Origin of the sequence: Kitasatospora sp. NPDC059827, assembly GCF_042731675.1 — a bacterium.
Classification (GTDB): Bacteria; Actinomycetota; Actinomycetes; order Streptomycetales; family Streptomycetaceae; genus Kitasatospora.
In genome coordinates this window covers 1-25,543 of record NZ_JBHWIV010000050.1, presented here as the reverse complement: position 1 = coordinate 25,543, position 25,543 = coordinate 1, and the positions used below count along the sequence as shown (strand labels likewise).

Annotated in this window: 24 protein-coding genes; 10 read left to right on the top strand and 14 right to left on the bottom strand. The window is 72.6% G+C overall.

Annotation, left to right across the window (positions count from 1 at the left end; translation table 11 throughout):
• Positions 1–310: 310 nt before the first annotated feature.
• From ACFV8H_RS27285 to ACFV8H_RS27275, 3 genes are all read left to right on the top strand, one after another.
• A complete protein-coding gene (locus ACFV8H_RS27285; protein ID WP_375891467.1) occupies positions 311–1,795 on the top strand; it encodes an NCS2 family permease in 1,485 nt (494 codons plus the stop codon).
• 92 nt (positions 1,796–1,887) lie between these two features.
• Positions 1,888–3,078: an XdhC family protein gene (locus ACFV8H_RS27280; protein ID WP_380404882.1), complete on the top strand. Its 1,191-nt coding sequence runs from the start codon at positions 1,888–1,890 to the stop codon at positions 3,076–3,078.
• Positions 3,079–3,205: 127 nt separating this feature from the next.
• Complete coding sequence (locus ACFV8H_RS27275; protein ID WP_380404879.1) at positions 3,206–3,505, top strand: hypothetical protein; 300 nt, start codon at positions 3,206–3,208, stop codon at positions 3,503–3,505.
• Between the two features lie 54 nt (positions 3,506–3,559).
• Here the strand turns inward: ACFV8H_RS27275 and ACFV8H_RS27270 are convergent, their stop codons facing one another.
• From ACFV8H_RS27270 to ACFV8H_RS27205, 14 genes are all read right to left on the bottom strand, one after another.
• A complete protein-coding gene (locus tag ACFV8H_RS27270) occupies positions 3,560–4,180 on the bottom strand; it encodes a LysE family translocator (RefSeq protein ID WP_375891464.1) in 621 nt (206 codons plus the stop codon).
• A gap of 33 nt (positions 4,181–4,213) precedes the next feature.
• Positions 4,214–4,630 (bottom strand): PIN domain nuclease, encoded by a 417-nt coding sequence (locus ACFV8H_RS27265; RefSeq protein WP_380404876.1) that lies wholly within the window; start codon positions 4,628–4,630, stop codon positions 4,214–4,216.
• Complete coding sequence (locus tag ACFV8H_RS27260) at positions 4,623–4,820, bottom strand: type II toxin-antitoxin system VapB family antitoxin (protein WP_380404873.1); 198 nt, start codon at positions 4,818–4,820, stop codon at positions 4,623–4,625. The genes ACFV8H_RS27265 and ACFV8H_RS27260 overlap by 8 nt, the downstream gene beginning before the upstream one ends.
• Positions 4,821–4,915: 95 nt before the next feature.
• On the bottom strand, positions 4,916–6,649 hold the full coding sequence (locus tag ACFV8H_RS27255; RefSeq protein WP_380404870.1) for an SDR family oxidoreductase: 1,734 nt from the start codon (positions 6,647–6,649) through the stop codon (positions 4,916–4,918).
• Complete coding sequence (locus ACFV8H_RS27250) at positions 6,646–7,578, bottom strand: M24 family metallopeptidase (RefSeq protein WP_380404867.1); 933 nt, start codon at positions 7,576–7,578, stop codon at positions 6,646–6,648. Before ACFV8H_RS27250 ends, ACFV8H_RS27255 begins: the two co-directional genes overlap by 4 nt.
• A 12-nt stretch (positions 7,579–7,590) precedes the next feature.
• A complete protein-coding gene (locus ACFV8H_RS27245; RefSeq protein ID WP_380404864.1) occupies positions 7,591–8,745 on the bottom strand; it encodes a PDR/VanB family oxidoreductase in 1,155 nt (384 codons plus the stop codon).
• Between the two features lie 188 nt (positions 8,746–8,933).
• On the bottom strand, positions 8,934–9,851 hold the full coding sequence (locus ACFV8H_RS27240; protein ID WP_380404861.1) for a metal-dependent hydrolase: 918 nt from the start codon (positions 9,849–9,851) through the stop codon (positions 8,934–8,936).
• 236 nt (positions 9,852–10,087) lie between these two features.
• Positions 10,088–10,867, bottom strand: coding sequence for an IclR family transcriptional regulator (locus ACFV8H_RS27235; protein ID WP_380404858.1), 780 nt, complete (start codon positions 10,865–10,867; stop codon positions 10,088–10,090).
• Between the two features lie 331 nt (positions 10,868–11,198).
• The gene (locus tag ACFV8H_RS27230; RefSeq protein WP_380404855.1) at positions 11,199–12,659 is read right to left on the bottom strand and encodes a catalase; all 1,461 of its coding nucleotides are present in this window, start codon (positions 12,657–12,659) and stop codon (positions 11,199–11,201) included.
• A 68-nt stretch (positions 12,660–12,727) separates the two neighbouring features.
• The gene (gene alc, locus ACFV8H_RS27225; RefSeq protein WP_380404852.1) at positions 12,728–14,002 is read right to left on the bottom strand and encodes an allantoicase; all 1,275 of its coding nucleotides are present in this window, start codon (positions 14,000–14,002) and stop codon (positions 12,728–12,730) included.
• A gap of 123 nt (positions 14,003–14,125) precedes the next feature.
• Positions 14,126–15,502, bottom strand: coding sequence for an allantoinase AllB (gene allB, locus ACFV8H_RS27220; protein WP_380404849.1), 1,377 nt, complete (start codon positions 15,500–15,502; stop codon positions 14,126–14,128).
• A 113-nt stretch (positions 15,503–15,615) separates the two neighbouring features.
• Positions 15,616–16,758 (bottom strand): glycerate kinase, encoded by a 1,143-nt coding sequence (locus ACFV8H_RS27215; protein ID WP_380404846.1) that lies wholly within the window; start codon positions 16,756–16,758, stop codon positions 15,616–15,618.
• 454 nt (positions 16,759–17,212) lie between these two features.
• Positions 17,213–18,106 (bottom strand): 2-hydroxy-3-oxopropionate reductase, encoded by an 894-nt coding sequence (locus ACFV8H_RS27210; RefSeq protein WP_380404843.1) that lies wholly within the window; start codon positions 18,104–18,106, stop codon positions 17,213–17,215.
• A gap of 136 nt (positions 18,107–18,242) precedes the next feature.
• Entirely contained in the window at positions 18,243–19,085 is an 843-nt protein-coding gene (locus tag ACFV8H_RS27205) for a TIM barrel protein (RefSeq protein ID WP_380404840.1), read from the bottom strand.
• Positions 19,086–19,303: 218 nt separating this feature from the next.
• Here ACFV8H_RS27205 and ACFV8H_RS27200 point away from each other — a divergent pair, with 218 nt between their 5' ends.
• The 7 genes from ACFV8H_RS27200 (at position 19,304) to ACFV8H_RS27170 (ending at position 25,346) form a co-directional block, all read left to right on the top strand.
• On the top strand, positions 19,304–19,549 hold the full coding sequence (locus ACFV8H_RS27200; protein WP_380404961.1) for a thiamine-binding protein: 246 nt from the start codon (positions 19,304–19,306) through the stop codon (positions 19,547–19,549).
• Complete coding sequence (locus ACFV8H_RS27195; RefSeq protein ID WP_380404837.1) at positions 19,546–19,926, top strand: helix-turn-helix domain-containing protein; 381 nt, start codon at positions 19,546–19,548, stop codon at positions 19,924–19,926. The genes ACFV8H_RS27200 and ACFV8H_RS27195 overlap by 4 nt, the downstream gene beginning before the upstream one ends.
• A gap of 249 nt (positions 19,927–20,175) precedes the next feature.
• On the top strand, positions 20,176–20,679 hold the full coding sequence (uraD, locus tag ACFV8H_RS27190) for a 2-oxo-4-hydroxy-4-carboxy-5-ureidoimidazoline decarboxylase (RefSeq protein ID WP_380404834.1): 504 nt from the start codon (positions 20,176–20,178) through the stop codon (positions 20,677–20,679).
• Positions 20,680–20,798: 119 nt separating this feature from the next.
• Positions 20,799–21,134 (top strand): hydroxyisourate hydrolase, encoded by a 336-nt coding sequence (gene uraH / locus ACFV8H_RS27185; protein WP_188309321.1) that lies wholly within the window; start codon positions 20,799–20,801, stop codon positions 21,132–21,134.
• Between the two features lie 30 nt (positions 21,135–21,164).
• Positions 21,165–22,085 carry a factor-independent urate hydroxylase gene (gene pucL / locus ACFV8H_RS27180; RefSeq protein ID WP_380404831.1) on the top strand — a complete coding sequence of 307 codons (921 nt, stop codon included), beginning with the start codon at positions 21,165–21,167 and terminating at the stop codon, positions 22,083–22,085.
• Positions 22,086–22,415: 330 nt separating this feature from the next.
• Positions 22,416–23,891: a nucleobase:cation symporter-2 family protein gene (locus tag ACFV8H_RS27175; protein WP_375891446.1), complete on the top strand. Its 1,476-nt coding sequence runs from the start codon at positions 22,416–22,418 to the stop codon at positions 23,889–23,891.
• A gap of 69 nt (positions 23,892–23,960) precedes the next feature.
• On the top strand, positions 23,961–25,346 hold the full coding sequence (locus tag ACFV8H_RS27170) for an 8-oxoguanine deaminase (protein ID WP_380404828.1): 1,386 nt from the start codon (positions 23,961–23,963) through the stop codon (positions 25,344–25,346).
• Positions 25,347–25,543 lie beyond the last annotated feature (197 nt).

Below are 25,543 nucleotides of genomic sequence, written 5' to 3'. Positions count from 1 at the left end.
GCGAGGTTCCACCAGTTCGGTTCGACCAGCGAGGCCTACCACGGCCGTACTTCCCGGGGCGGCGACACGTCTTCCCCGCCGCCCCGGGACCCCCACATCCGCTGCCCTGCCCACGCCGGGGTTCCGCAGTGGTGCGCACCACCCGCACCTGCACCACCCGCACCACCCTCACGCAGCACCCCATCCGCACCGCTGGCACTCCCCGACGAGTGCCTCCAGTGAGTCGATACCGTCCCCCTGTGCCAACTTCGTTGACTGGCAGTCAGGTCGGCTCGCCCACCCCAACCCCCTTTGACACTTGGGAGTGGACATGACCAGGATCCCCACGGAGCCCGGCACCACTGAAGCAGACAGACCCGCCGAGGACGAGACCCACCCCTCGCCCTCGACAGCAGAGCCCAAGGGCGCGCTCGACGCGTACTTCAAGATCTCGGCCCGCGGCTCGACCCTCGCCAACGAACTACGCGGTGGCCTCACCACGTTCATGGCGATGGCGTACATCATCCTGCTCAACCCGCTGATCCTCAGTGGCGCGGACGTCACCGGCGTCAAGCTCGACCACGCCGCGCTGACCACCGCCACCGCCCTCGCGGCCGCCGTCACCACCATCCTGATGGGCGTGGTCGGCAACGTGCCGCTCGCCCTGGCGGCCGGCCTCTCCGTCTCCGGCGCGGTCTCCGCACTCGTCGTACCGCACACCACCTGGCCCCAGGCCATGGGCCTGTGCGTGATCTACGGCCTGCTGATCGTGCTGCTGGTGGTCTCCGGACTGCGCGAGAAGATCATGAACGGCATCCCACTGCCGCTCAAGCACGCGATCACCATCGGCATCGGCCTGTTCGTCACCATCATCGGGCTCTACAAGGCCGGCTTCGTGCACACCGGCGGCCCCACCCCGCTGTCGCTCGGCCCCTTCGGCGAGCTCTCCGGCTGGCCCGTCCTGATCTTCTGCCTCACCGTGCTCACGATCTTCGTGCTGATGGCGCGCGGCGTGCGCGGCGCGATCCTGATCGGCATCGCCGGCGGCACCGTGGTCGCCGTCGTCGTCAACAAGCTCGCCGACCTCCCCGCCAAGGCCTGGGGCAACTCCGCCCCGGTGTGGCCCGGAAGCCCCGTCGCCGCCCCCGACTTCAGCCTCTTCGGCCACGTCGACCTGTTCGGCGCCTTCGGCGGCAAGGGCCTCGGCGCGATCAGCGCCTCGGTGGCCGTGTTCACCCTCGTGCTGGCCGGCTTCTTCGACGCGATGGCCACCATCATCGGCGTCGGCACCGAGGCCGGACTCGCCGACAAGCAGGGCCGGATGCCCGGCCTGTCCAAGGCCCTGTTCATCGACGGCGCCGGCGGCGCGGTCGGCGGCCTGGCCGGCGCCTCCGGACAGACCGTCTTCGTCGAGTCCGCCACCGGCGTCGGCGACGGCGCCCGCACCGGCCTCGCCTCCACCGTCACCGGCGGCCTGTTCGCCCTGATGCTGTTCTTCTCGCCGCTGGCCGGCATCGTCCCGGTCGAGGTCGCCTCCGCCGCCCTGGTGGTGATCGGCTCGATGATGATGAGCCAGGCCCGGCACATCGACTGGTCCGACCGCGAGGTCGCCATCCCGGCCTTCCTCACCTGCGTGCTGATGCCGTTCACCTACAGCATCACCGCGGGCGTCGCCGCCGGCGTCATCTCCTACTCGGTGATCAAGGCCGGCCAGGGCAAGTGGCGCGAGCCCGGCCTGCTGATGTGGATCCTCACCGCGGTGTTCGTCGTGTACTTCGCGCTCAGCCCCGTCAAGTCCTGGCTGGGCGTGCACTGAGTGCCCCTTTGATCATCACCGCCGCCGTACGGGATCGTTTCCCGTACGGCGGCGTCTCCCGCTACTGTCGAAACCTGTAAGGAGCATCCGACATGCAGGACATCGCCGAGCAGTTGCAGGCCTGGCACGCGTCCGGGCGCTCCTTCGCCGTGGCCACCGTCGTCGGCGTCTCCGGCAGCGCCCCGCGCGACCCCGGAGCGGCCCTGGCCGTCGACGCCGCCGGGGAGGCCGTCGGCAGCGTCTCCGGCGGCTGCGTCGAAGGCGCCGTCTACGAGCTCTGCCAGGCCGCGATCGAATCCGGCGAACCCGTCCTGGAACGCTTCGGCTACAGCGACGAGGACGCCTTCGCCGTCGGCCTGACCTGCGGCGGGATCCTCGACGTGTTCGTCCAGCCGGTCGTACCCGGCACCGACCCGGGCCTGGACGCCGGCCTGCGCCACATCGCCGACGGCACGCCCGTCGCCCTCGCCCGGGTGATCGACGGCCCGGCCGGACTCCTCGGCGCCACCCTCGCCGTCACCGCCGACGCACAGTACGGCGCGCTCAGCGTCGGACCGTCCACCGTCGGCGCCCTCGAACGCGCCCTCGTCGCCGAGGCCCGGGCCATGCTCGACGCCGGACGCACCGGACGGATCGTGCTCGGCCTCGACGGCCGGCCCTGCGACGAACAGGAACAGGGGACGGTCACCTGCTTCGTCGAGTCCTACGTGCCCGCGCCCCGGATGCTCGTCTTCGGCGCGATCGACTTCGCCGCCGCCGTCGTACGGATCGGCAAGTTCCTCGGCTACCACGTCACCGTCTGCGACGCCCGGCCCGTCTTCGCCACCACCCGGCGCTTCCCCGAAGCCGACGAGGTCGTCGTCGACTGGCCGCACCGCTACCTGGACTCCCAACTCGGCCGGATCGACGGCCGCACCGTGCTCTGCGTGCTCACCCACGACGCCAAGTTCGACGTCCCACTGCTCGAACGCGCCCTGCGCCTCCCGGTCGGCTACGTCGGCGCCATGGGCTCCCGGCGCACCCACCGCGACCGGCAGGCCAAGCTCCGCGACGCCGGCCTCACCGACGCCGAACTCGCCCGGCTGCGCTCCCCCATCGGCCTCGACCTCGGCGCCCGCACCCCCGAGGAGACCGCCGTCTCGGTCGCCGCCGAGATCATCGCCCACCGCCGCGGCGGCAGCTGCCTGCCGCTGAGCGCCGGCAACGGACCGATCCACCACGACACCGCCGCCCCGCTGCCCGCCGAGGAGCGCGCGCCCGCGCGCCGGACCCACGCGGCCTGAGGGCCGACCGGGGCCGGTGCCCGGTGTCACGGTGCGTGGCCGCTCCGGCGTCACGTTGCGTGGCCGCCGCGGCGGCGGGAGGCTGGAGGGGCGGACTCACCCCGAGCCCGGGGAAGGAGCGGGGACCATGCGCGCCCTGCTGGATGTCACCCTCGACACCGCTGCCTCCAACAAGCTCATCGCCGACGGCTCGATGGGCGCCGAACTGGAACGCATCCTCACCGAACTCAAGCCCGAGGCCTCGTACTTCTTCGCCGGCGGCGACGGCCGCCGCGGCATGCTGCTCGTCGTGGACGTACCGGACGAGGCCTCCGTCGTCGCGATCTGCGAGCCGTTCTGGCTGCGGCTCGAAGCGACCGTGGACGTCCGCATCTGCCTGAACGCCGACGACCTGCGCGAGGGGCTGCGGCGGCTCACACCGGCCTGAACCGGCCTGAACCGGTCCGAACCGGACTGAACCGATCTGGTACGGCAGCTCGACTCAGTCGGCCAGCGCCAGCTTGAGGCCGAAACCCACCACCACCGCACCGGTCACCCGGTCCATCACCCGCCGGGCGGCCGGGCGGCGCAGCCAACCCCGCAGCACCCGGGCGAAGCCGACCAGAACCGTCGACCACAGCACGCCCTCCACCACGTGCACGCCGGTCAGCGCCACCCCGGCGGCGAAGTGCGGGGCCCCGGAGGGGATGAACTGCGGCAGCACCGCCACGTAGAACACCCCGACCTTGGGATTCAGCAGATTGGTCAGCGTCCCGCGCCGCCAGCCGTGGACGAACCCGCCCTCGGCCGACTCCTCCTCGGCCTCGGCCTGCGCCCCACGCTTGCGCAGCATCCCGACGCCCATCCACACCAGGTAGGCGGCACCGGCCCAGCGCAGCACCTCGTACGCCACCTGCGAGGCGGTGAGCAGCGCCGTCACACCCGCCGAGGTCAGCGTCCCCCAGATCAGCGTCCCGGTCTGGATCCCCAGCACGACCCCCCACGCCTGCCGCCGCCGCCCCAGCGCGGACGTGCGCAGGATCAACGCGGTGTCGAGCCCGGGGGTGAGGGTGAGCAGCCCCACGACGAGGGCGAAGGACCACAGAGCCGTTGTCATCTCCATGGGCCTCGATGCTCTCACAGCCCCGAGGGGCTCTCAGTCCGCCGTCCCCGGCGGGACGACCCACTCGGTGGGCTGACCGGTGACGGCGGCGATCATGTCGTAGTCGCCGTCGTAGTGGAGGACGGTCGCGCCATGACGCTCAGCCGTGGCGGCGATGATGAGATCTGCCACGGACTGCGCGCGCCAGTTGCCGGCGGTTGTCAGCAGGGCTTGCACCTCGATGGCCCGGTCCCACACCTCGTCGGGTGTGGACAACCAGCCGAAGCCACGCAGGCCGTCCCGGATTCGGTCGACATCCGCCTTGGACCGGGCGCTGTACATGATCTCCAGCTCGACCGCACCGCAGATCGCGAGGCGCCCTTGATTGAACAGCCTGTCGATGACATCCCCGATCGCGGGCTTGGGGTAGCGAGCGAAAGCGGACTTGTCGATGAGGAAGTGCTCACTCACTCTTGTCCACCGGGCCGGTCAGGTCGGGCAGCCCGCCGTCGGCAAGCCACGCAAGAAACTCCTTGCCCTTGCGACGCTTTACCGCGTCCTCAAGGGCGGCATTGACGGTGGCGACCTTGGTCGTGGTGCCGAAGATCTCGGCGGCCTCGGCCAGGAGTTCGTCGTTGACGTCTATCACGGTGCGAGCCATGAGTGGCCTCCAGAGGAATACAGGCCTGCGATATCACAATCGATGATAGTTGATATCGCAGGCCCGTCGGGGCCGATCAGGTGACGTTCGCCCGATCAGGTGATGTTGAGGCGGGCGGCGAGGCGCAGGAGGCCGGGGCTGAGGCGGGAGAGGAGGCGGGCGGCCTTGGCCTCGGGGGTGACCGGGACGACCGGCTTGCCGGTGCGGACGGCGCTGACGATGGCGCCGGCGACCTTCTCCGGCGGGAAGCCTCGGCGGGCGTAGAGCCTGGCGGCGCGGGCCTGCTTGGCGGACTGCTCGTCGGCGGTGGTCGCCGAGAAGGTGGAGGTGCGGGTGATGTTGGTGTTGACGATGCCCGGGCAGATGGTCGAGACGCCGATGCCGTGGCCGACGAACTCGGCGCGCAGGCAGTCGGAGAGCATGAAGACGGCGGCCTTGCTGGTCGCGTAGGCGGTGAGCGCCTTGGCGGGCAGGTAGGCGGCGGCCGAGGAGACGTTGACGATGTGGCCGCCCTGGCCCCGGTCGGCCATCAGGGTGCCGAAGGCGCGGCAGCCGTGGATGACGCCCCAGAGGTTGACGTCCAGGACGCGCTGCCACTCCTTCTCGGTCGTCTGCAGGAACGTCCCGGAGTGGCCGATGCCGGCGTTGTTGACCATCACGTCGGGCACGCCGTGCTCGGCGGCGACGCGCTGCGCGAAGGCGTCCATCGCGGCGCCGTCGGAGACGTCCACCTGGTAGGCGTGCGCCTGCGGGCCGATCAGGGCGGCGAGTTCGGCGGTGCGCTCGGCGGCCGCGAGGTCGAGGTCGCAGACCACCACCCGGGCGCCGTCCTCGGCGAAGGCCAGCGCGGTGGCCCGGCCGATGCCGCTGCCGCCACCGGTGACCACCACCAACCGGCCGTCACCGTAAGGCTCTTGGGCCCCTTCCGCCTTCCCGGCGTCGATCCGGGCGGTGAACTCGCGGACCATGCCGGCCACGGCGGCTCCCTTCTCCAGCAGCGCCGACCAGTGGCCGGCGTGCAGCGTACGGCGGGTCAGGTGGGGCACCCAGCGTTCCAGCCCCTCGGAGAGGTAGGTGCCGACGTAGCGGTCCCGGGTGAGGGTGACCAGCTGGACCGGCACCTCCGTCGGCCGCTCCCGCGGACTCCCCAGCGTGGGGCGGAAGTTGGCCCGGTACAGCTCGATGCCGCGGACCGCGTCGCGGCGCAGGGTGCGCTGCGGGTGGTCGGCCCGCGGGGTGACGTGCTCCAGGTCGCGCAGCACCCGCGGCCAGGCCCGGGCGAGGCCGAGGCGCCAGACGGCCGGGGCCAGGAAGGGCAGGTGGAAGGCGGTGATGTACCAGGAGTGCGCGCCCTGGTGCAGCAGTTGGCGCAGGTGGCGCGGGGTGGGGCGGCGCATCCGGTGGCGCAGCCAGAAGCCCATGTGGTCCAGGCTGGGGCCGGACAGGGTGGTGTAGGAGGCGATCCGGCGCTCGGCGCCGGGGGTGGTCACGGCCTCCCAGGACTGGATCGAGCCCCAGTCGTGGGCGACCAGGTGGACCGGCCGGTCCGGGCTGACGGCGTCGGCGACGGCGAACAGGTCGTCGGCGAGCTGCTCCAGGCGGTAGCCGTCGCGGCGCGCCGGGGCGCCCGACTCGCCCGCGCCGCGCACGTCGTAGCGGACCACGTGGTGGTCGCGGGCGAGGTCGGCGGCGATGTCGTCCCAGACGGTGTGGGTGTCCGGGTAGCCGTGCACCAGGAGGACGGTGGGGGCCTCGGGGTCGCCCTGCTCGAAGACGGCGAGCGGGATGCCGCCGGAGTGGACGGTCCGGCGGCGGGTGGGGGTCGTCATCGGGTGGCCTCCTGGGCGGTCGGCTCGACGGTGGCGGTGGCTGCGGCGAGGGCGGTCGGCTCGGCGGTCGGCTCGGCGGTGGCGGTGGTGCCGGCGGTCCAGCGGCGGACGTGCGGGAGGTCGTCGTCCAGCCAGTAGGCGTCGTCCTCGGTGACCACCAGCAGTTCCTCGAACTTGATGCCCACGCCGCGGAAGCCGATGTGCGGCTCGACCGCCCACAGGCCCGGGGTGGGCGCGTGCCGGGACGACCGGCCGTCCGCCCACAGCGGCGAACGGCCGTGCAGGCGCTCGGAGATGAGCTCGCGGCCGAGGGTCTGCAGGGTGCGCACGCCGAAGCCGAAGACGTTCACCCCGGCCGGGCCGCGCGCCGTGGTGCGGGTGACCTGGTGGCCGATCACCCGGCCCGGGTAGACCTGGTGCCGGTTGTCGTAGCCGTGCGCGGCGATCTGCGCGTCCACCGCCGCGTACACCTCGTTGAGCGGCTTGCGGGCGCGCACCTCGGTGAGGATCAGCTCGCGGTAGACCTGGAGGTCGGCGGCCAGCCGGTCCCAGACCCGGTTCTCGCCGACCTTGCCGCCGTAGCCGATGTCGGCGGTGTAGCCGTCCACGATGGGCGCGCAGTCCAGCACGTACGGCATGCCCTCCTCCAGGCGGCGGCCGCCGGCGAAGAACTGCAGCGGGGTGTGGAAGTGCCGGAAGGCCGTACGGTCGCCGAACCAGGCGAACGGGACGTGGAAGAAGTCCTGCACCCCGGCGGCGACCAGGCGGCGGCGCAGCTCGGCGGTGGTCTGGCGCTCGGTGACCCCGGGTTCGATCCAGGCGGCGACCTGTTCGGCGCAGTCGTACGCCAGTTGCTGGGTCTCGCGGAAGCGGGCGAGGTCGCGCTCGGAGTAGGAGAACGTCGGCATCGCATGCGCCGTCGGGGGCATCGGGGGCTCCTTCTAGACGTCGAGGTCGACGTCGACGTCGAGGTCGAGGTCGAGGTCGAGGTCGAGGTCGAGGTCGAGGTCGAGGTCGAGCACGAGGGTCTCACCCTCGGCGGCGCGGGAGACGCAGGGCAGCAGTGCGCCGGCGGCGCGCTGTTCGGGGGTGAGGCGGCGGTCCCGGTGCTCGGGCGTACCGGCCAGCAGGCGGACCTCGCAGGTGCCGCAGAAGCCCTGGTGGCAGGAGTACGGGAGGTCGGGGCGGGCCTCGCGCAGCACGTCCAGCGCCGAGCGGTCGGCGGGAACGTCCAGGGTCGGCCCGTCGGCGCCGAGCCGGACGGCGAAGGGCCGGCCGTCGGTGACCGGGGCGGCGCCGAAGCGCTCGAAGTGCAGGGCGGCGGAGGTGGATTCGTCCAGTGCCGCCTGGACGGCGGCGAGCATCGGGGCCGGGCCGCAGCAGTAGACGGCGGCGCCGCGCGGGGCGTGGGCGAGGAGTTCGGCGCCGGTGGGGACGCCGCCGTGCTCGTCGTCCGTGCGCAGCACGACCCGGCGCGGATCGAGGGCGCGCAGCTCGTCGCTGTACGGGAGGGTGTCGGCGCTGCGGCCGACGTGCACCAACGTCCAGTCCAGGCCGTGCCGTTGGGCCTCGCGGGCCATCGGGAGGAGCGGGGTGACGCCGATCCCGCCGGCGAGCAGCAGGACGGCGGGCTCGGCGCAGAAGGCGAAGCCGTTGCGCGGGCGGCGGGCGGCGAGGCGGGCGCCGGGGTGCAGGGTGTCGTGGACCTCGACGGACCCTCCGCCGCCCCCGGGCAGCCGCCGGACGGCGATCCGGTAGTGCCGGCCGTCGGCGGGGTCGCCGCTGAGCGAGTAGTGGCGCTCACGGCCGGAGGGCAGGGCGAGCCGCAGGTGGGCGCCGGGCTGCCAGGACGGCAGTTGACCGCCGGAGGGGTCGGCGAGAGTCAACTCGATCACGTCGGAAGTGAGTTGACGGCGCTCGGCGACGACCAGCCGGAGCAGCGGGGTGGGGCGGCTGAGCGGGCGGCGGGGGTTGCGGCGCAGCAGCGGGCCGCCGAGCGCCGGGGAGTAGCGGTCACCGAAGGCGGTGAGCCAGCGCATGAAGCCGTCGGCGCGGGGGCGGCCGTAGAGGTCGGGGGGCGGGGTGAGCAGGTCCATCCGGGCGGGTCCTTGGCGGGGAGAGGGGGCGGGCGGCGGGAGCGGGCGGGCGGCGGGCGGCAGCTGACGGCCGACGACTGACAACTGACAGATTTCAGATTTCAGATTTCAGATTTCAGATTTCAGCGAACAGATAACGTTCGCTGTTCGTTGAAACCTGTCAGTTGTCAGCCGTCAGCTGTTCCCCGTCAGCCCCGCCCGGCCGCCGCCCGGGCGGCCGGGGAGGTGGCGAGGTAGCCCAGCGCCTGGCTGGAGGAGCCCTCCTGGGTCGGGTGGTAGCCCGGCCGGAGGTAGCGCAGCCCGGAGCGGAGGGAGCGGACCGGGTCCGGCAGCAGTCCGCGCTTGGCGATCCGGCTCGCCTCCCGCCAGGTGGGCCGGAGCCGCCCCTCCAGGGTCGGGTCGGCGGCGAGCAGGAAGCGGGCGCCGCGCACCCAGAGGTGCACCAGCAGCGGCCCGGAGATCGCCATGCCGCGGACCCGCCGCAGGTAGCCCGGGTCCAGATGGACCATCAGGTCGAAGGCGACGCTGCGGTGCTCGACCTCCTCGGCGCCGTGCCAGCGCAGCAGGTCCAGCATCGTCGGGTCGGCCTTGGCCCGGTCCAGGCCCGGGGAGTTGAGCGCCCAGTTGCCGAGGAAGGCGGTGAAGTGCTCGATCGCCGCGACGAAGGCGACCCGTTCGATGACGTTCTCCCGCCGCTGGGCCGGCGTCAGGCCCGGCTTGTCGCCGAGGACGCGCTGGAACAGCCAGGAGATCTGCCGGACGTACGGGCGCGGGTCGAGGCCCTGGCCGAGCAGGTGGTCGAGCACCTCCTGGTGGGCCTCGGCGTGGATGGCCTCCTGCCCGATGAAGCCGAGCACCTCCTCGCGCAGCTGTTCGTCCCGGATCAGCGGCAGTGCTTCCTTGAAGACCTTGACGAACCAGCGCTCGCCCTCGGGCAGCAGCAGGTGCAGCACGTTGATCACGTGGGTGGCCATCGGCTCGTCCGGGATCCAGTGCAGCGGCAGCCGGGCCCAGTCGAAGCGGACGTCCCGGGGCTCCAGGACGAGGCTCTCGTGCACCCGCGCGGCGGGGGCGGCGACGGCGGGGACGGGGGTGGGGCGGGGCATGGCAGGCCCTCCTGACCTGGGGGCGGCGGCTCGACTCTCGGAAACGTACTCGCCGGTAGCGGTGGGGACAAGGGGTTCGGCACCTCTTATCGACATCGAGTCTAATAAGTGATGCGCACCGCGGGACACCCCCGGAAACCCTCCCCCCGGAAACCCGCCCCCGGAGACCCTCCCGTGGAAAGCGCGCGGGCCCCGCCGGACGACGCGTCCGACGGGGCCCCACGAGCGAGCGGTGCTCAGACCGCCATCGCCAGCATCAACGGCGCCGCCCGGGCGGCCAGCAGTTCGGCGGCGGCCCTGAGCTTGTGGATGTTGTCCACCGGCATCGAGGTGGCCAGGCAGCCGACCGTGCTGCCCGCCGTGATCGGCACCGCCGCGCAGACGGTGCCGAGCGCGTACTCCTGGATGTCCAGCACCGGCACCGTCGCGGGCTGGCGCTCCAGCCGGTGCATCAGCTGGTCGGCGTCGGTGACGGTGCGGGAGGTCAGCCGGGCGACCGGGTGCCGGGAGAGGTGGTCCCGCCGACCGTCCGCGTCGAGCTGGCTGAGCAGGCACTTGCCGATCGCACTGGCGTGCGCGGTGGCGCGGAAGTCCACCCACTCCTGTACGGCGGGCGCGTAGTCGGCGGCCGCGACCGCCTCGACCGACAACTCCCCGTCGTGGTACCGGGTGAAGTAGACCGCGGCGCCCAACTCGTCCCGGAGTTCGGCGAGTTTGCGGTTCAGCCGGGCCTTGACGAGCTGTTCCCGGTTGTGCTGCCCGAGCAGGGCGAAGGTGCCGCCGAGCACCCAACCGCCGTCCTGGCACTGGAGGTAGCCCTCGATCTCCAGGATCTCGGCGAGCCGGCGGACGGTCGGCAGGCCCAGCGAGGTCTCCCGCGCGAGCCCGACCAGGGTGGCGCCGTCGGGGTGCCGGTCGACGGCCTCCAGCAGTCTGAGGGCGTGCTGCAGGGAGGTGAACGGGCCCGTCGGGCCCTGGTCCAGCGCGGCGTGACGACCCGGGGCTGGTGTCGACATGTCGTCCCCTTCCGATGTCCCCCCACGGAGCGACCGCGGGCGGTCTCCAGCCTATCCACCCCGGGCCCCGGGCGGCTGCTGTCCGTGAATATCCGTGAACATTCCGTGGAGCACGGCCGGTCGGCTGGTACAAGGGGCCCCGCGCACACGCACGAACGGAACCCGCGCCCGACACCTCGTCCGCCGCAGCGCCCCCGCGAAGCCCGACGGGCCCCTCCCCCACTGCCCGGGGGGAGGGGCCCGTCGTGGAGCCGCCGGGGTGCGGGCCCCGGCGGTCCTGAGGGTGCGAAAGGTCGGTGCGGAGGGTGCGAGGGGGGCGGCCCGCGGAGGGTCAGCCCTCGTCGCCCGCGCGGAGCTTGGCGACGGCGGCCTCCAGGCGGGCGCCGTACTCCTCGTCGGCGGCGTGGAAGTGGGCGAGGTTCCTCTCCACCACGTCGTCCCGGCTGACCTGCGACAGGAAGCCCGCGATGTTGTCGATCAGGCGGGTCCGCTCGCCCTGCGACATCAGCCGGTAGAGCTCGCCGGCCTGGAAGAAGTCGTCGTCCTTGGTGTGGGCCGGCGTGGTGTAGGTGCCGGTGTAGCCGTCGACCTTGACCGGCGCCGCGAGCGCACCGTCGGTCTGGGCCGGGCCGTCGTACGAGTTGGGCTCGTAGTTCTTGCCGCGGCCGGCGCTGTTGACGGCCATGAGGCCGTCCCGGCCGTAGTTGGCGGCCTCGGTGGCGCGCGGGGCGTTCACCGGCAGCAGGGTGTGGTTGACGCCGAGGCGGTAGCGCTGGGCGTCGGCGTAGGCGAACAGCCGGCCCTGGAGCATCTTGTCCGGGGAGGGGCCGATGCCGGGCACGAAGTTGTTCGGCGAGAACGCGGACTGCTCGACCTCGGCGAAGACGTTCTCCGGGTTCTTGTTGAGCACCAGGCGGCCGACCTTGACCAGCGGGTAGTCGGCGTGCGGCCACACCTTGGTGAGGTCGAAGGGGTTGAAGCGGTAGTCCGCGGCCTCGGCGACCGGCATCAGCTGGACGTAGAGGGTCCAGGACGGGAACACGCCCCGCTCGATGGCCTGGTGGAGGTCGCGCTGGTGCGAGTCGGCGTCGGCGCCGACCACCTCGGCGGCCTGGTCGCCGTCCAGGCTGCGGATGCCCTGGTTGGTCTTGAAGTGGTACTTCACCCAGTAGGCCTCGCCCTCGGCGTTGACCCACTGGTAGGTGTGCGAGCCGTAGCCGTTCATGTGGCGGTACGAGGCGGGGATGCCGCGGTCGCCGAACAGCCAGGTGATCTGGTGGGTCGAGGCCGGCGAGTGGGCCCAGAAGTCCCAGACGTTGTCCGCCTCCTGCACGCCGGTGTACGGGTCGCGCTTCTGAGAGTGGATGAAGTCGGGGAACTTGACCGGGTCCTTGATGAAGAACACCGGGGTGTTGTTGCCGACGAGGTCGTAGTTGCCCTGCTCGGTGTAGAACTTCAGCGCGAAGCCGCGCGGGTCGCGCACCGCGTCGCTGGCGCCGAGGTTGCCGGCCACCGTGGAGAAGCGCAGGAAGACCTCGGTGCGCTTGCCGACCTCCGACAGGAACGCCGCCCGGGTGTACTTCGACACCTCGTCGGTGACCTCGAAGTAGCCGTACGCGCCGGAGCCGCGGGCGTGCACGACGCGCTCCGGGATGCGCTCGCGGTTGAACCGGGCCAGCTTCTCCAGCAGCTGCTGGTCCTGGATCAGCAGCGGGCCGTACTCGCCGGCCGAGGCCGAGTTCTGGTTGTCGGCGACCGGGGCGCCGGACTCCGTGGTCAGGATCTTGGACATGGAGGGTCCTTCAGGTGTCGATAAGGCGGTGCGTGGAGAGGTGGAGCGGGCGGGCGGGCGAGCCCCGCTCAGACGCCCAGCAGGCGCCACAGCGCCGAGCGGCGGCGGGCGGAGTGCTCGCCGTCCGGTCCGTCGGCCGGCTGGAGGCCGGCGACCGCGGCGGTGGCCGCGGCCGGGTCCGCCAGCGGGCGGGCGGCGGCCAGGGCGGCGGCCTCCTCCGTGCCGAGGCCGGCGTCGACGAGGGCGGCGGCGGCCTCCGCGGCCGGGACGGCGTTGAACCAGCGCAGCGCGAGGGCCGCGCGGCCGGCCTCGGTGAGGCGGCCGGTGAGCCGCAGGCGGGCGAGGCCGCCGTCCGGGTAGACGTTGATCCGCACGTGGGTCACCGGGCGGCCGACGTCGAGCCGGAAGCGGTGCCGGGTGTCGGGCTGCAGGCGGGTGCGGGGCAGGATCTCGAACCACTCGCCGTCGGCCGGCGTCTGCGAGGTCGCGGCCTGCCCGGTCGAGGCGTCGAAGCCGATCAGGTCGGCCCAGCCGGGGGCATTGGCGACGAAGTGGGTGGTGTCCACCTCGACCGCCAGGGCCTCACCGCCCCCGGCCAGGGCGATCTGAACCCAGTCGTTGGCCTTGTCGCGCCGACGACGGGTCTCCCAGCCCTCGCCCATGACGGAGGCGCGACCGGGAGCGTTCAGGTTGTGCGGGGAGGAGAAGTAGCGGTCGGAGGCCGCCTCGGCCACGCCGCCGTACTCCTGGGCGGCCAGGTCGAAGGTGAGGCCGTCCAGTTCGCGCGGGTCGGGCAGCACCTCGCCGTGCACCCGGAGCCGGGCCACGCCGCCGTCCGGGTAGATGTTGAGCCGTACGTGGGTGTAGCGGGAGTCGTCCTGGACGGCGAACTCGTGGGCGGTGTCGCCCCGCAGCGGGGTGCGCGGCACGAGGACGGTCCACTCGGCGGCCCGCAGCTCCTCGGGCGAGGGGTGCCCGGGGACGGAGGCGGCCTCGACCACGGCGCTCTCCGGGTAGTTGCCGGTGAAGTGCGCGGTGTCGACGATCACGCCGCGGATCGCACCGCCGACGCCGAGCCGGACGATCGCCCAGTCGTGGTCCTGGTCGGTGGGGTGCGGCTGGTCCGCGGAGACACCGCGGCGGCGCTTGGACTCCCAGCCGTCCATGATCTGGCCCTTGTGGCCGAAGGTGTGCGGGCGGAACTCGGCCGGCTTGGCCACCAGCAGGTTCTCGGCGTCCGCGAAGGTGTCCTCGTTGGTGGCGACGACGCCCGCGCCGAGCAGCCGGGAGGCCAGGTTGACCAGCTCGGTGAAGGGAGCGCTCGGGGTGTCGGCAGTGGTCACTGACTCTCCTCGGAAGGCGTGGTGGGTAAGGGAGTTGGCAGGCCCGGGAGCCGGGAGCGAGGGCCCGGCCCGCCGGGCCGGTCCGCCGGGCTGGTCGTCAGGCCGGTCCGCCGGGCCGGTTCGTCAGGCCGGTCCGCCGGGCTGGTCCGCCGGGCGCAGCAGCTGGCGGCCGAAGGGCTCGGCCCCGGTGTCCACCGCCCGGCCGCGCAGCCAGGTGGTGCGCACGGCGCCGCTCAGGGTCCGTCCGGCGTACGGGGTGACCGGGTTGCGGTGGTGCAGCTCGCCCGCGTGGACGGCGAACTCCCCGTCGGGGTCGAAGGCGACCAGGTCGGCGTCGCAGCCCGCCGCGATGGCGCCCTTGGTGCCGGTGAGGCCGACCAGTTCGGCCGGTCCGGCGGACATCCAGCGCACCACGTCGGCGAGCGTGTGGCCGCGCCGGCGGGCCTCGGTCCAGATGGCGGGCAGGCCCAGCTGGAGCGAGGCGATGCCGCCCCAGGCCGCCGCGAAGTCGCCGCTGCCGCCGAACTCGGGCAGCAGCTTGAGGTCGGGGGTGGACGGCGAGTGGTCCGAGACGACGGCGGTGAACTCGCCGTCGGCCAGGGCCTGCCAGAGGGCGTCCCGGTTGGCCTCGTCGCGGATCGGCGGGCAGCACTTGAAGGCGGTGTCGCCGTCGGGCACCTGCTCGGCGGCGAGCGTCAGGTAGTGCGGGCAGGTCTCGGCGGTGACCCGTACGCCAGCCTCGCGGGCCCGGCGCAGCAGGGGCAGCACGGCCGCCGAGGAGACGTGCAGGATGTGCACCCGGGCGCCGGTGCGCCGGGCCGTGTCGAGCAGGTGGGCGACCGCGGCGGTCTCCGCGCCGGCCGGGCGGGAGGCGAGGAAGTCCCGGTAGTGGACGCCGGGTTGCTGCGGCGCGGCGGCCAGCACGGCCGGATCCTCGGCGTGGATGATCGCCAGTGCCCCGATCCGGGCCTGCTCGGCCAGCGCGGCCTCCAGGTCGGCGGCCTCGACGTGCGGGAACTCGTCGACGCCGGACGGGGCGAGGAAGCTCTTGAAGCCGAACACGCCCGCCCGGTGCAGGGGTTCGAGGTCCGGGACGTTGCCGGGCACGGCCCCGCCCCAGAAGCCGAGGTCGACCCAGGCCTGGCCCTCGGCGGTCTTCCGCTTGACGTCCAGCCCCGCCACCGTGGTGGTGGGCGGTACGGAGTTGAGCGGCATGTCGATGATGGTGGTGACGCCGCCGGCCGCGGCGGCCCGGGTGGCGGTGGCGAAGCCCTCCCACTCGGTCCGGCCGGGCTCGTTGACGTGCACGTGGGTGTCGACCAGGCCGGGCAGCAGCGCGGTGTCGCCGAGGTCGACGAGGTCGCTGTCGCCGACCACGAGCGATCCGTGGGCGGCGACCTGCTCGATCCTGCCGTCCCGGATCAGCACGTCCGCGGGGCGCTCGCCCTCGGGCAGCACCGCCCGGCGGGAGCGGATCACCGCTGGCTGGCTGATCGGCATGGGGACCTCCGGAACCTGGGAGTTGGGGGTGGCGGGACACGGGTGGGGTCGAAGGATTGCCGGGAGCCTAGGCCCGCCTTCAACAAAACGTCAATGGAGGAACGTACGAGGGCTCAGCCCGGCAGCAGCTCTTCGGCCAGCCGCTCCCCCGCCACCTCGGCCAGCTCGCCGGCCCTGGTCATGCTGTCCCCCGGCTGCTCGGCCAGGTCGGTGAGGGCGACCGCGGCGGTGAAGCCGGCCGCCCGCCACTCGGGCTCGGACAGCTCCAGCCGACCCGCCACGGCGGCCACCCGAACCCCCGCCCGGGCAGCCGCCGCGGCGACTCCGGCGGGGGCCTTGCCATGGAGCGTCTGAGCGTCCAGGCAGCCCTCACCGGTGACGACGAGGCGTGCCCCACGCACGGCCTCGTCGAAACCCAGCAGTTCGAGCAGCAGCTCGATACCGGGTCGCATGGTGGCGCCGAGCAGGGCGAGGGCGGCGAAGCCCACCCCGCCCGCGGCCCCGGCGCCGGGGGCATCCCGCACGTCCCGACCGGTCACCGCGGCCACCTGGTCGGCGAAGCGGGTCAGCCCCTGCTCCAGGACCACCAGGTCGTCCCCGTCGGCGCCCTTCTGCGGGCCGTAGACGGCGGTGGCGCCGCGCGGGCCCAGCAGCGGGTTGTCCACGTCGCAGGCGACCACGACGTCCGCGCCGGCCAGCAGCTCGGCCAGCGGGCCGAGGTCGATCCGCTCCAGGCGGCGCAACGAGGCTCCGCCGGGCGGCAGTTCGACGTCGTCGGCGTCCCGCAGCCGGACCCCGAGCGCCTGCACCATGCCGGCCCCGCCGTCCGTGCAGGCGCTGCCGCCGAGGCCGAGCACGATCCGCTTGGCACCCATCGACACCGCGCGGGCGATCAGCTGGCCGACGCCGTAGGAGCCGGCCGCGAGCGGGGCGGTCCGGCCGCCGGGCAGCCGGGCGAGCCCGGAGGCCTGGGCCAGTTCGACCACGGCGGTGTCGCCGCGGACGGCCAGCGCGGCGTCCACCGGCAGGCCGGTCGGACCGGCCACCTTGGCCGGGACGCGGTCGAACCCGGCCGCGAGCGCCGCGGCCAGAGTGCCCTCACCGCCGTCGGCGACGGGCAGTTCGCGCACGTCGGCGCCGGGCGCGGCACGCCGGATGCCGGCGGCGATCCGGGCGGCGACCTCGGCACCCTCCAGGGTGCCCTTGAACTTGTCCGGCGCTACGACCACGTGGCCCTTGAGGGGGGTGGGGGGCATCGGTGGTCCTCACTTCCGTGCGGGTCGGGCGGTGTTCCACGAACATGGGTCCGGACAAGCATGGGTCCGGTGGCACCGGGGTTGCGACCCCCCTGGCCGGGCGGTGCGGCCCGGCCAGGGGCCGGGCTCCCGCGGGGGCGCCGGTCCCGGAGGATCGTCGCTTCTGTGGGAGCGCCGGTCCCGTAGGGGGTGCGACCCCCTCCCCGCCGTTCCCCTCGACCCGCTTCCGACGTTCGAGGGGCTCCCCTCGGCGAGGAGGGGGCCAGGCGACGCACCGCTGGCACGACCGAAGTGCCCCCGGGAGGGTGTGTGCGTCACCGGCTTGGATCGACCGGCGGGCGGGCGGATGAGCCCCTGCCCGCACGCCGGTCGGGTCTGGCCTCCTGGTGGCGCGGGCACGACCGGATCAGGTACACGCCACCAGGAGGAGTCTGTGGGGCCTCGGCCCCTCGGGTCAGGCGACCTCGCGGCCCGAGAGCCGCTCGACGCCGCGCAGCAGCGCCGAGTGGTCGAGCGAACCGTCGCCGTTGGCCCGGGCGGAGGCGACCAGCTGGGCGACCACGGCGCCGACCGGCAGCGCGGCGCCCACGGCGCGGGCGGCGTCGGTGACGATGCCCATGTCCTTGTGGTGCAGGTCGATCCGGAAGCCGGGGGCGAACTCGCGGTTGAGCATGTTCGCCTTCTTGCGGTTGAGCACCGTGGAGCCGGCCAGGCCGCCGCCGAGCACGTCCAGCGCGGCCGCGAGGTCGACGCCGGCGTTCTCCAGGAACACCACGGCCTCGGCGAGCACCTGGATGTTGACCGCGACGATCAGCTGGTTGGCGGCCTTGACGGTCTGGCCGGCGCCGTCGGGGCCGACGTGGACGACCGTGGTGCCGAGCGCGTCGAACAGCGGCTTCGCCTCGGCGAAGTCCGCCGCCTCGCCGCCGACCATGATCGACAGCACTGCCTCGACCGCACCGGCCTCGCCGCCGGAGACCGGGGCGTCCAGGGTGCGCACGCCCTTCTCCCGGGCGGCCTTGCCGACCTTGATGGAGGTCTGCGGGGTGATCGAGGACATGTCGATCACCAGGGTGCCGGCCTGGACGTTCTCCAGGACGCCGCCCTCACCGAGGATGACCGCCTCGACGTGCGGGTCGGCCGGGACCATGGTGATGACGACCTCGGCGTCCTTCACCGCGTCGGCGATGCTGGCGGCGCCGTGGCCGCCGGCCGCGATCACGGTGTCGATCGAGGCCTGGGAGAGGTCGAAGCCGGTCACGTGGTGGCCGGCCTTGACCAGGTTGACGGCCATGGGCTTGCCCATGATGCCGAGGCCGACGAAGGCAATCTTGCGGGAGGCGCTCATCGCGTCGGGTTCCTTACGTGTACGGGTGGGGAGGGGTGACGGGCCGGACGGGCGCCGCGGTACGCCGCGGTACGCCGCACACCCGGGCCGGACGGGCGCCGGGGGCGCCGGGTCGGCCGGCGGAGTGGGCGCCGGGTCAGCGGGCGGCGCGCAGCTCGCGCGGCAGCCAGTCGAAGCTGTCGGCGCTGACGCCGGTGGAGGGGCGGTACTCCAGGCCGATCGAGCCGCTGTAGCCGGCCGCGCTGAGCCGGGCGAACAGGTCCTCGAAGTCCAGCCCGCCGGTGCCGGGCTCGTTGCGGCCCGGGTTGTCGGCGATCTGCACGTGGCCGATCCGGTCGGCGTAGGAGTCGATGACGGCCGCCAGGTCCTCGCCGTTCTTGGCCAGGTGGTACAGGTCGCAGAGGAACCTGGCGTTCCCCAGGCCGGTGGCGGCGTTGACCTTGTCGACCACCTCGACCGCGGCGGCCGCGGAGACCAGCGGGTAGTCCGGGGACTCGGCCTCGTTGAGGGCCTCGATCAGCAGGACGGCACCGATCTCGTGGGCCGCCCGGGCCGCGAGCACCAGGTTCTCCAGTGCGACCGCGTCCTGCTCGGCCGGCTGGACGCCCTCGACCCGGTTGCCGTACAGCGCGTTGAGCGCGGTGGCACCGAGCGAGGCGGCCAGTTCCGCGGCGACCGGGACGTTGACCCGGAAGCGCTCCCGCTCGGACGGGACCGAGACGGTTCCCCGGGCGCCCTGGCTGAGGTCGTCCAGGAAGTTGAGGCCGGTGAGCCGGACGCCCGCGTCACTGAACGCCTTGCGCAGCGCGTCGAGTTCGGCACGGCCCGGGCTGTGTTCGGTGCCGAAGGGCCACCAGAGTTCGGCGGCCGTGAAGCCGGCCGCGGCGGCGGCCGCGGGGCGCTCCAGCAGCGGGAGTTCGCCGAACAGGATCGACAGGTTGACCGTGAAGCCGTGCTTGGCAGCCGCCGTCACGTCCATCACCTCTCACTCTCTCTTCCTTCATCCGCAACTTCCACGATCCGGAAGAGGGATTCTGTGTGGTGGAAGCATCTCCGGCCCGCCGAGCAGGTGTCAAGGCTGCCGCAACATTTTGTTGAAGTGGCTCCGAGGGGTCCGCCCACCGGCCCCGCGACTGTTCGATCGCCCAGCCCCTGCCCCCGCCCACCCCCGCTCGCTAGAGTGAGCAGGTGCGATTGATGGTGGAGTTCACGACAGAACCGTTCGAACTGGACACGTTCCCCGAGCACGCCGCGACGGCCCGCAAGGTCGTCGACGAGGCCGGCCTGGACGTGTCGGTCGGCCCCTTCGGGACCGGCGCCGAGGGCGAGGCCGACCAGGTCCTCGCCGCGGTGACCCGGCTGCTCCGGGAGACCCTGGACGCCGGGGCGACCCGCATCTCCGTCCAGGTGAGCGTGCTGGGAGAGGAGGGCGGTACGCCGTGACCGAGCACGTGGAACACCCGCTCGCCGCGGCGGTCAAGCCGCTGCTGGACGCGGTCGGCGCGACGCCCGTCCCGCTGGACGAGGCGAAGGCCGAGGACGTCGTCCTGGAGTGGGAGGGCACCCCGGCCCTGGCCGTCCGGCTGCCGCACCTGAGCAGTGCGCTGGAGCGACTGCTGGCCGAGATGACCCGCCAGTTCGACGGCCGCCCGCTGGCCGAGCTGGACCGCTGGGAGAAGCAGCGGGTCGTCGCCCTCCTGGAGGAGCGCGGCGCCTTCACCGTCCGCCACGGGGTCGAGACGGTCGCCTCGGCCCTGGGCGTCAGCCGCTTCACCGTGTACAACTACCTGAACCGCCAGGACGGCACGAAGCCGTCCTGAGCGCGGCTCGCGGGCCCCCCACGAAGAGCTCGCGAGGAACTCCCGAGGGGTTCGCGGACGGGTGACCCCGCCGCTGTGGACAGTCTCGACCGGCCCACGGCGGGGCACACTTGGCGAATCGCACACGAAAGGGCCCCGCAGCGCGGCCCGGTTCAAAACGTAACCACCAAGGGTTCAACAAACTGTTGACGGCGGGGTGGGGCCGATCTAGCTTTTCCGGGTGGCACCACTCTTTCAGGAGGTCCACTCGTGACCAACCACCCCCACGCCCTCGACTCCCTGGCCGCGGCCGATGCCGCGAAACTGGAGGAGATCCTGCTGGAGGTATGCTCCAGCCCCCGTTGGGCCGCCGCCGTCGCACAGACCCGACCCTGGTCCAGCCGTGAGGCCCTGCTCGCCGCCAACGCGGCGGCCATGGCCGCGCTGACCGTCGCGGACCTGCGCGACGCGATGGCCGGACACGCCCGGATCGGCCGCCCCAAGGAGGGCGACGCCACCTCCGAGCGCGAACAGGCCGGCATCCAGGGCGTGGACCGGGCGGTCCTCGACGAACTGCACGAGGCCAACACCGCCTACGAGGCGAAGTTCGGCCACGTGTTCCTGATCTGCGCGACCGGGCGCACCGCGGTCACCATGCTCACGGCCCTGCGCGAGCGCCACCCCAACGACCCCGCCACCGAGGCGGAGATCGTCCGGGGCGAGCTGCGCAAGATCAACGACATCCGGCTGAACCGCCTCCTCGACGCCTCCTGACACATCGTCAAGAATGCTTCAAGGGCGGGACCGTCCCACCCCGGACGCCCCACCCCGGACGTGCGCCCCGCGCGATCTGACGCACCATCACCTCTGCCATCAGTAAGGTCACCTCACCCATGACTGGCATCTCCACCCACGTGCTCGACACCAGCCTCGGCCGCCCGGCCGAGGGCGTCCCGGTCGAGCTCGCACTGCACACCGAGGGTGGCTGGCAGGTGCTCGGCACCTCCGCCACGGACTCCGACGGCCGGGTCAAGGACCTCCCGGCCGTGGAGGCGGGCTCGGTCGTCCGGCTGCTCTTCGACACCGGCGCGTACTACGCGCTCAAGTCCGCGGAGCCGCCGTTCTTCCCCGAGGTCTCGATCGTCTTCACGGTCGCGCCCGAGCAGCACCACTACCACGTGCCGCTGCTGCTGAACCCGTTCGGATACTCGGTCTACCGCGGAAGCTAGTAGACCGACCTGGAAGCTTAGGAGCCTGTCATGGCCCACGTGCTCGGTCAGAACCAGTACGGCAAGGCGGAGAACCGCATCGTCCGGGTCTACCGCGACTCCACCCGGCACGAGATCAAGGACCTGAACGTCTCGGTCTCCCTCCAGGGCGAGTTCGAGGACGTCCACCTCACCGGGTCGAACGCCAACTGCGTTCCCACCGACACCACCAAGAACACCGTGTACGCCTTCGCCAAGGAGTACGGCATCGACTCGGCCGAGGCCTTCGGCATCCTGCTGGCCCGGCACTTCGTCGACGACACCGAGCGCGGCGTCGTGCACAGCGCCCGGATCCGGATCGAGGAGTACGCCTGGGACCGGATCAGGACGCCGGACAGCTCGGCCCGGTTCATCGGTTCGGAGGAGGTCGGCCACTCCTTCGTCCGTACCGGCCAGGAGACCCGCACCACCGAGATCGTCTACGACGGCGAGACCGTGCAGGTCATCTCCGGCCTCAAGGACCTCATCGTCATGAACTCCACCAACTCGGAGTTCTGGGGCTACATCAAGGACAAGTACACCACCCTCCAGGAGGCGTACGACCGCATCCTCGCCACCCAGGTCACCGCCCGCTGGAAGTACGGCTACAGCGGTCGCGACGGCGAGGCCCAGCCCAACTGGAACCGCTCCTACACCCACGTGAAGCGGCACATGCTGGAGGCGTTCGCCGAGACCTACTCCTACTCGCTGCAGCAGACCCTGCACGCGATGGGCACCCGGGTCCTCAACAACCGCGCCGAGGTGGACGAGGTACGCCTCGAACTGCCCAACAAGCACCACTTCCTCGTCGACCTGGAGCCGTTCGGCCTCAAGAACGAGAACGAGGTCTACTACGCCGCGGACCGCATGTACGGCCTGATCGAGGGCACCGTGCACCGCGAGGGCGTCGTCCCGGTCATCCCGGTCGCCTGACCTCCCCCACCCCGCCCACCCCGCTCACACCACCCCATGGACTCCGCCCGGAATCGCCGCACCCTCCGGCCCGCTCGGGCCGGTCGAGTTCGGGCGGACCGCACCACCCGCACCACCTTCGCCACTCGTACCACCTTCGCCACTCGTACCACCGCACCACGCTCCACCTGTTTCTCCACCCCCACCAACCGGAGTTCGTGCTCGCCTCGCGGCGGCCGGCCCGGGGCACTGGAGAAGCGTCCCGAGGGATCCTTGCTCCGCCGTCCCGCCCTCGGGGGATCTCCAGCGCCACGGGCGCGCCGGGAGCCACGGGCACAAGAGGGGCTCGACATGGCACCCAGCAACACCAGCAGTAACGACGGCGGTTCCACCCCTGCAAGAACCCCAGGCCCGGACGGTACGTCGACCCGCCTGCCCGGCGGGCCGTCCGGGTCCGGGACCCACCCCGTGGACGAGGTACTGCCCCCGGTGAAGCTGTTCTCCACCGGTCTCCAGCACGTCGCCGCGATGTACGCGGGAGTCGTCGCACCCCCGCTCATCGTCGGCGCCGGCGTCGGACTCTCCGCCACCGACCTCGCCCTGCTCATATCGGCCAGCCTGTTCACCGCCGGACTGGCCACCCTGCTCCAGACCCTCGGCATCTGGAAGATCGGCGCACGACTGCCGTTCGTGAACGGCGTGTCGTTCGCGGGCGTCGCGCCCATGATCGCCATCGCCAAGGAACACGGACCGAAGGACGCCCTCCCGGTGATCTTCGGCGCGGTGATCGTCGCGGGAGCCCTGTGCTTCCTCGCGGCGCCGTACTTCTGCAAGCTCATCCGGTTCTTCCCCCCGGTCGTCCAGGGCACCGTGATCACCCTCATCGGGGTGTCCCTGCTCCCGGTGGCGGTGAACTGGGCGCGCGGCGGCTCGCCGGGCGCCCCCGGGTACGGCTCCGTACGGGCCGTCGGCCTCGCCGCGATCACCCTCGCCGCGGTGGTGCTCTGCAACCGGCTGCTGCGCGGCTTCTGGCAGCAGCTGTCCCTGCTCATCGGCTTGGCGTTCGGCACCCTGGTCGCCTTCCCGCTGGGGCTGGCCGACTTCGGCGCGGTCCAGGACGCGAAGGTCTTCGCACTCCCGTCCCCGTTCCACTTCGGCGCGCCCGCCTTCGACGCGGCCGCGATCGTCTCGATGTGCATCGTCATGGTGGTCTCGATGACCGAGTCCACCGCCGACATGCTCGCCCTCGGCAAGATCGTCGAGCGCGAGGCCGACGAACCCACGCTCGCCGCCGGCCTCCGGGCCGACGGACTGGCCACCGCGCTCAGCCCCGTCTTCAACGGCTTCGCCGCCAGCGCCTTCGCCCAGAACATCGGGCTGGTGGCGCTGACCAAGATCCGCAGTCGCTTCGTGGTCGCGGCCGGCGGAGGCATCCTGATCCTGCTGGGGCTCTTCCCGGTCCTCGGCTCGGTCGTCTCGCTGGTGCCGCAGCCCGTGCTCGGCGGTGCCGGGATCGTCCTCTTCGGCACGGTCGCGGCGAGCGGGATCCGCACCCTCGCGGAGGCCGGCATGGAGTCCAGCGCCAACACCATCCTGGTGTCGGTCTCGCTCGGGGTCGGCATCATCCCGATCGCCGTACCCACCTTCTACGACGCCTTCCCGGAGGCGGTCCGGACCCTGATGCACTCGGGGATCTCGGCCGGCTGCGTGATGGCCGTCCTGCTCAACCTGCTGTTCCACCACGTCGGAACCGCCCGCCGGTCCGCATCGCAGTCCAGGTCCGGCGAGGCCCCCGGCGCGACGGTGCCGACGGCGACACCGTCCTGACCGGTCCGGGCAGGGGCGCACACCACGCGGTGCGCGCCCCTCCTGGCCCTCCCCCATAGGAGTGACACCATGGCAGTCCAGCCCCCGCCCGCCGACCAGCGGATCGTGATCGAGAACGTCGCGATCGCCACGGTCGACGCCGTCGACACCGAGTACGCCCGCGGCCACGTGGTCATCCTCGGCAACCGGATCGAATCCGTCGGCAACGGCCCCGCCCCGGCGTGGCTGGACAACGTGGTGCGCCGGATCAACGGCGAGGGCCACCTGCTCACCCCCGGCCTGGTCAACACCCACCACCACTTCTACCAGTGGATCACCCGCGGCCTCGCCCAGGACGACATCCTCTTCGACTGGCTGGTCGCCCTCTACCCGACCTGGGCCCGGATCGACGACAAGCTCGTGCACGCCGCCAGCCAGGGCTCGGCCGCCGCCCTGCTCAAGTCCGGCTGCACCACCGCCTCGGACCACCACTACGTCTTCCCCAAGGACGGCGGCGACATCCTCGGTGCCTCGATCGAGGCCGTCCAGGAGCTCGGCCTGCGCTTCACCGCGCTGCGCGGCTCGATGGACCGCAGCAAGAAGGACGGCGGACTGCCGCCGGACCACGCCGTCGAGGAGCTGGACGACATCCTGGCCGCCTCCGAGGCCGCCGTCGACCGCTACCACGACTCCTCCTTCGGCTCGATGCTGCACGTCGCACTGGCACCCTGTTCGCCCTTCTCGGTCTCCACCGACCTGCTCCGCCAGTCCGCCGAACTCGCCCGCCGCAAGGGCGTCCGGCTGCACACCCACGGCTCCGAGACGGCCGAGGAGGAGCAGTTCTGCAAGGAGCTGTTCGGCATGGGGCCGACCGACTACTTCGAGTCGGTCGGCTGGCTCGGCGAGGACGTCTGGATGGCGCACTGCGTCCACATGAACGACTCCGACATCGCCAAGTTCGCCGAGACCGGCACCGGCGTGGCGCACTGCCCCTCCTCCAACGCCCGCCTGGCCGCCGGGATCGCCCGGGTGCCCGACATGCTCAAGGCCGGCGTACCGGTCGGGCTCGGCGTCGACGGAACCGCCTCCAACGAGTCCGGCGAGCTGGGCACCGAGCTGCGCAACGCGCTGCTGATCAACCGGCTGCACGGCTCCCCGACCGCGCTGACCGGGCGCCAGGCGCTGCGGCTGGGCACCATGGGCGGCGCCCGGGTGCTCGGGCGGCAGGCCGAGATCGGCTCCATCGAGGCCGGCAAGCTGGCCGACCTGGCGCTGTGGAAGATCGACGGGGTCATGCACTCCTCGATCGCCGACCCGGTCGCGGCCCTCACCTTCGGCGCGCTGCCGCCGCTGGCAACCCTGTTCGTCAACGGCAACGCCGTCGTCGAGAAGGGCGAGCTGACCACCGTCAACGAGGACCGGATCGCGCGTGCCTGCGCCCGCGCGGCCAAGGAGCTCGCCTCCCGGCCCGTCTGACGGTCCGCCGGGCGGGCCGGAGCTGCCCTCCGGCCCGCCCGGCCCACTGGTTCCGGAGCGCGCCCAGGGACGGTGCGTGACCCGGACTCCGTACGCCCGTCCGGGCGTGCGGACCGCGGCCCCGGACCCCACGGGGTGGGGGGGGGGCGCGGCCGGGCCGGGGCGGGTCACGGCGCACACGTTTACAGGTAAAGTAG

Excerpts from the sequence above, each read along its gene's own strand:
- ACFV8H_RS27285 (WP_375891467.1), top strand. The coding sequence starts at position 311 with ATGACCAGGATCCCCACGGAGCCCGGCACCACTGAAGCAGACAGACCC.
- ACFV8H_RS27280 (WP_380404882.1), top strand. The coding sequence starts at position 1,888 with ATGCAGGACATCGCCGAGCAGTTGCAGGCCTGGCACGCGTCCGGGCGC.
- ACFV8H_RS27275 (WP_380404879.1), top strand. The coding sequence starts at position 3,206 with ATGCGCGCCCTGCTGGATGTCACCCTCGACACCGCTGCCTCCAACAAG.
- ACFV8H_RS27270 (WP_375891464.1), bottom strand. The coding sequence starts at position 4,180 with ATGGAGATGACAACGGCTCTGTGGTCCTTCGCCCTCGTCGTGGGGCTG.
- ACFV8H_RS27260 (WP_380404873.1), bottom strand. The coding sequence starts at position 4,820 with ATGGCTCGCACCGTGATAGACGTCAACGACGAACTCCTGGCCGAGGCC.
- ACFV8H_RS27255 (WP_380404870.1), bottom strand. The coding sequence starts at position 6,649 with ATGACGACCCCCACCCGCCGCCGGACCGTCCACTCCGGCGGCATCCCG.
- ACFV8H_RS27250 (WP_380404867.1), bottom strand. The coding sequence starts at position 7,578 with ATGCCCCCGACGGCGCATGCGATGCCGACGTTCTCCTACTCCGAGCGC.
- ACFV8H_RS27245 (WP_380404864.1), bottom strand. The coding sequence starts at position 8,745 with ATGGACCTGCTCACCCCGCCCCCCGACCTCTACGGCCGCCCCCGCGCC.
- ACFV8H_RS27240 (WP_380404861.1), bottom strand. The coding sequence starts at position 9,851 with ATGCCCCGCCCCACCCCCGTCCCCGCCGTCGCCGCCCCCGCCGCGCGG.
- ACFV8H_RS27235 (WP_380404858.1), bottom strand. The coding sequence starts at position 10,867 with ATGTCGACACCAGCCCCGGGTCGTCACGCCGCGCTGGACCAGGGCCCG.
- ACFV8H_RS27230 (WP_380404855.1), bottom strand. The coding sequence starts at position 12,659 with ATGTCCAAGATCCTGACCACGGAGTCCGGCGCCCCGGTCGCCGACAAC.
- allB (WP_380404849.1), bottom strand. The coding sequence starts at position 15,502 with ATGCCGATCAGCCAGCCAGCGGTGATCCGCTCCCGCCGGGCGGTGCTG.
- ACFV8H_RS27215 (WP_380404846.1), bottom strand. The coding sequence starts at position 16,758 with ATGCCCCCCACCCCCCTCAAGGGCCACGTGGTCGTAGCGCCGGACAAG.
- ACFV8H_RS27210 (WP_380404843.1), bottom strand. The coding sequence starts at position 18,106 with ATGAGCGCCTCCCGCAAGATTGCCTTCGTCGGCCTCGGCATCATGGGC.
- ACFV8H_RS27205 (WP_380404840.1), bottom strand. The coding sequence starts at position 19,085 with ATGGACGTGACGGCGGCTGCCAAGCACGGCTTCACGGTCAACCTGTCG.
- ACFV8H_RS27200 (WP_380404961.1), top strand. The coding sequence starts at position 19,304 with ATGGTGGAGTTCACGACAGAACCGTTCGAACTGGACACGTTCCCCGAG.
- uraH (WP_188309321.1), top strand. The coding sequence starts at position 20,799 with ATGACTGGCATCTCCACCCACGTGCTCGACACCAGCCTCGGCCGCCCG.
- pucL (WP_380404831.1), top strand. The coding sequence starts at position 21,165 with ATGGCCCACGTGCTCGGTCAGAACCAGTACGGCAAGGCGGAGAACCGC.
- ACFV8H_RS27175 (WP_375891446.1), top strand. The coding sequence starts at position 22,416 with ATGGCACCCAGCAACACCAGCAGTAACGACGGCGGTTCCACCCCTGCA.
- ACFV8H_RS27170 (WP_380404828.1), top strand. The coding sequence starts at position 23,961 with ATGGCAGTCCAGCCCCCGCCCGCCGACCAGCGGATCGTGATCGAGAAC.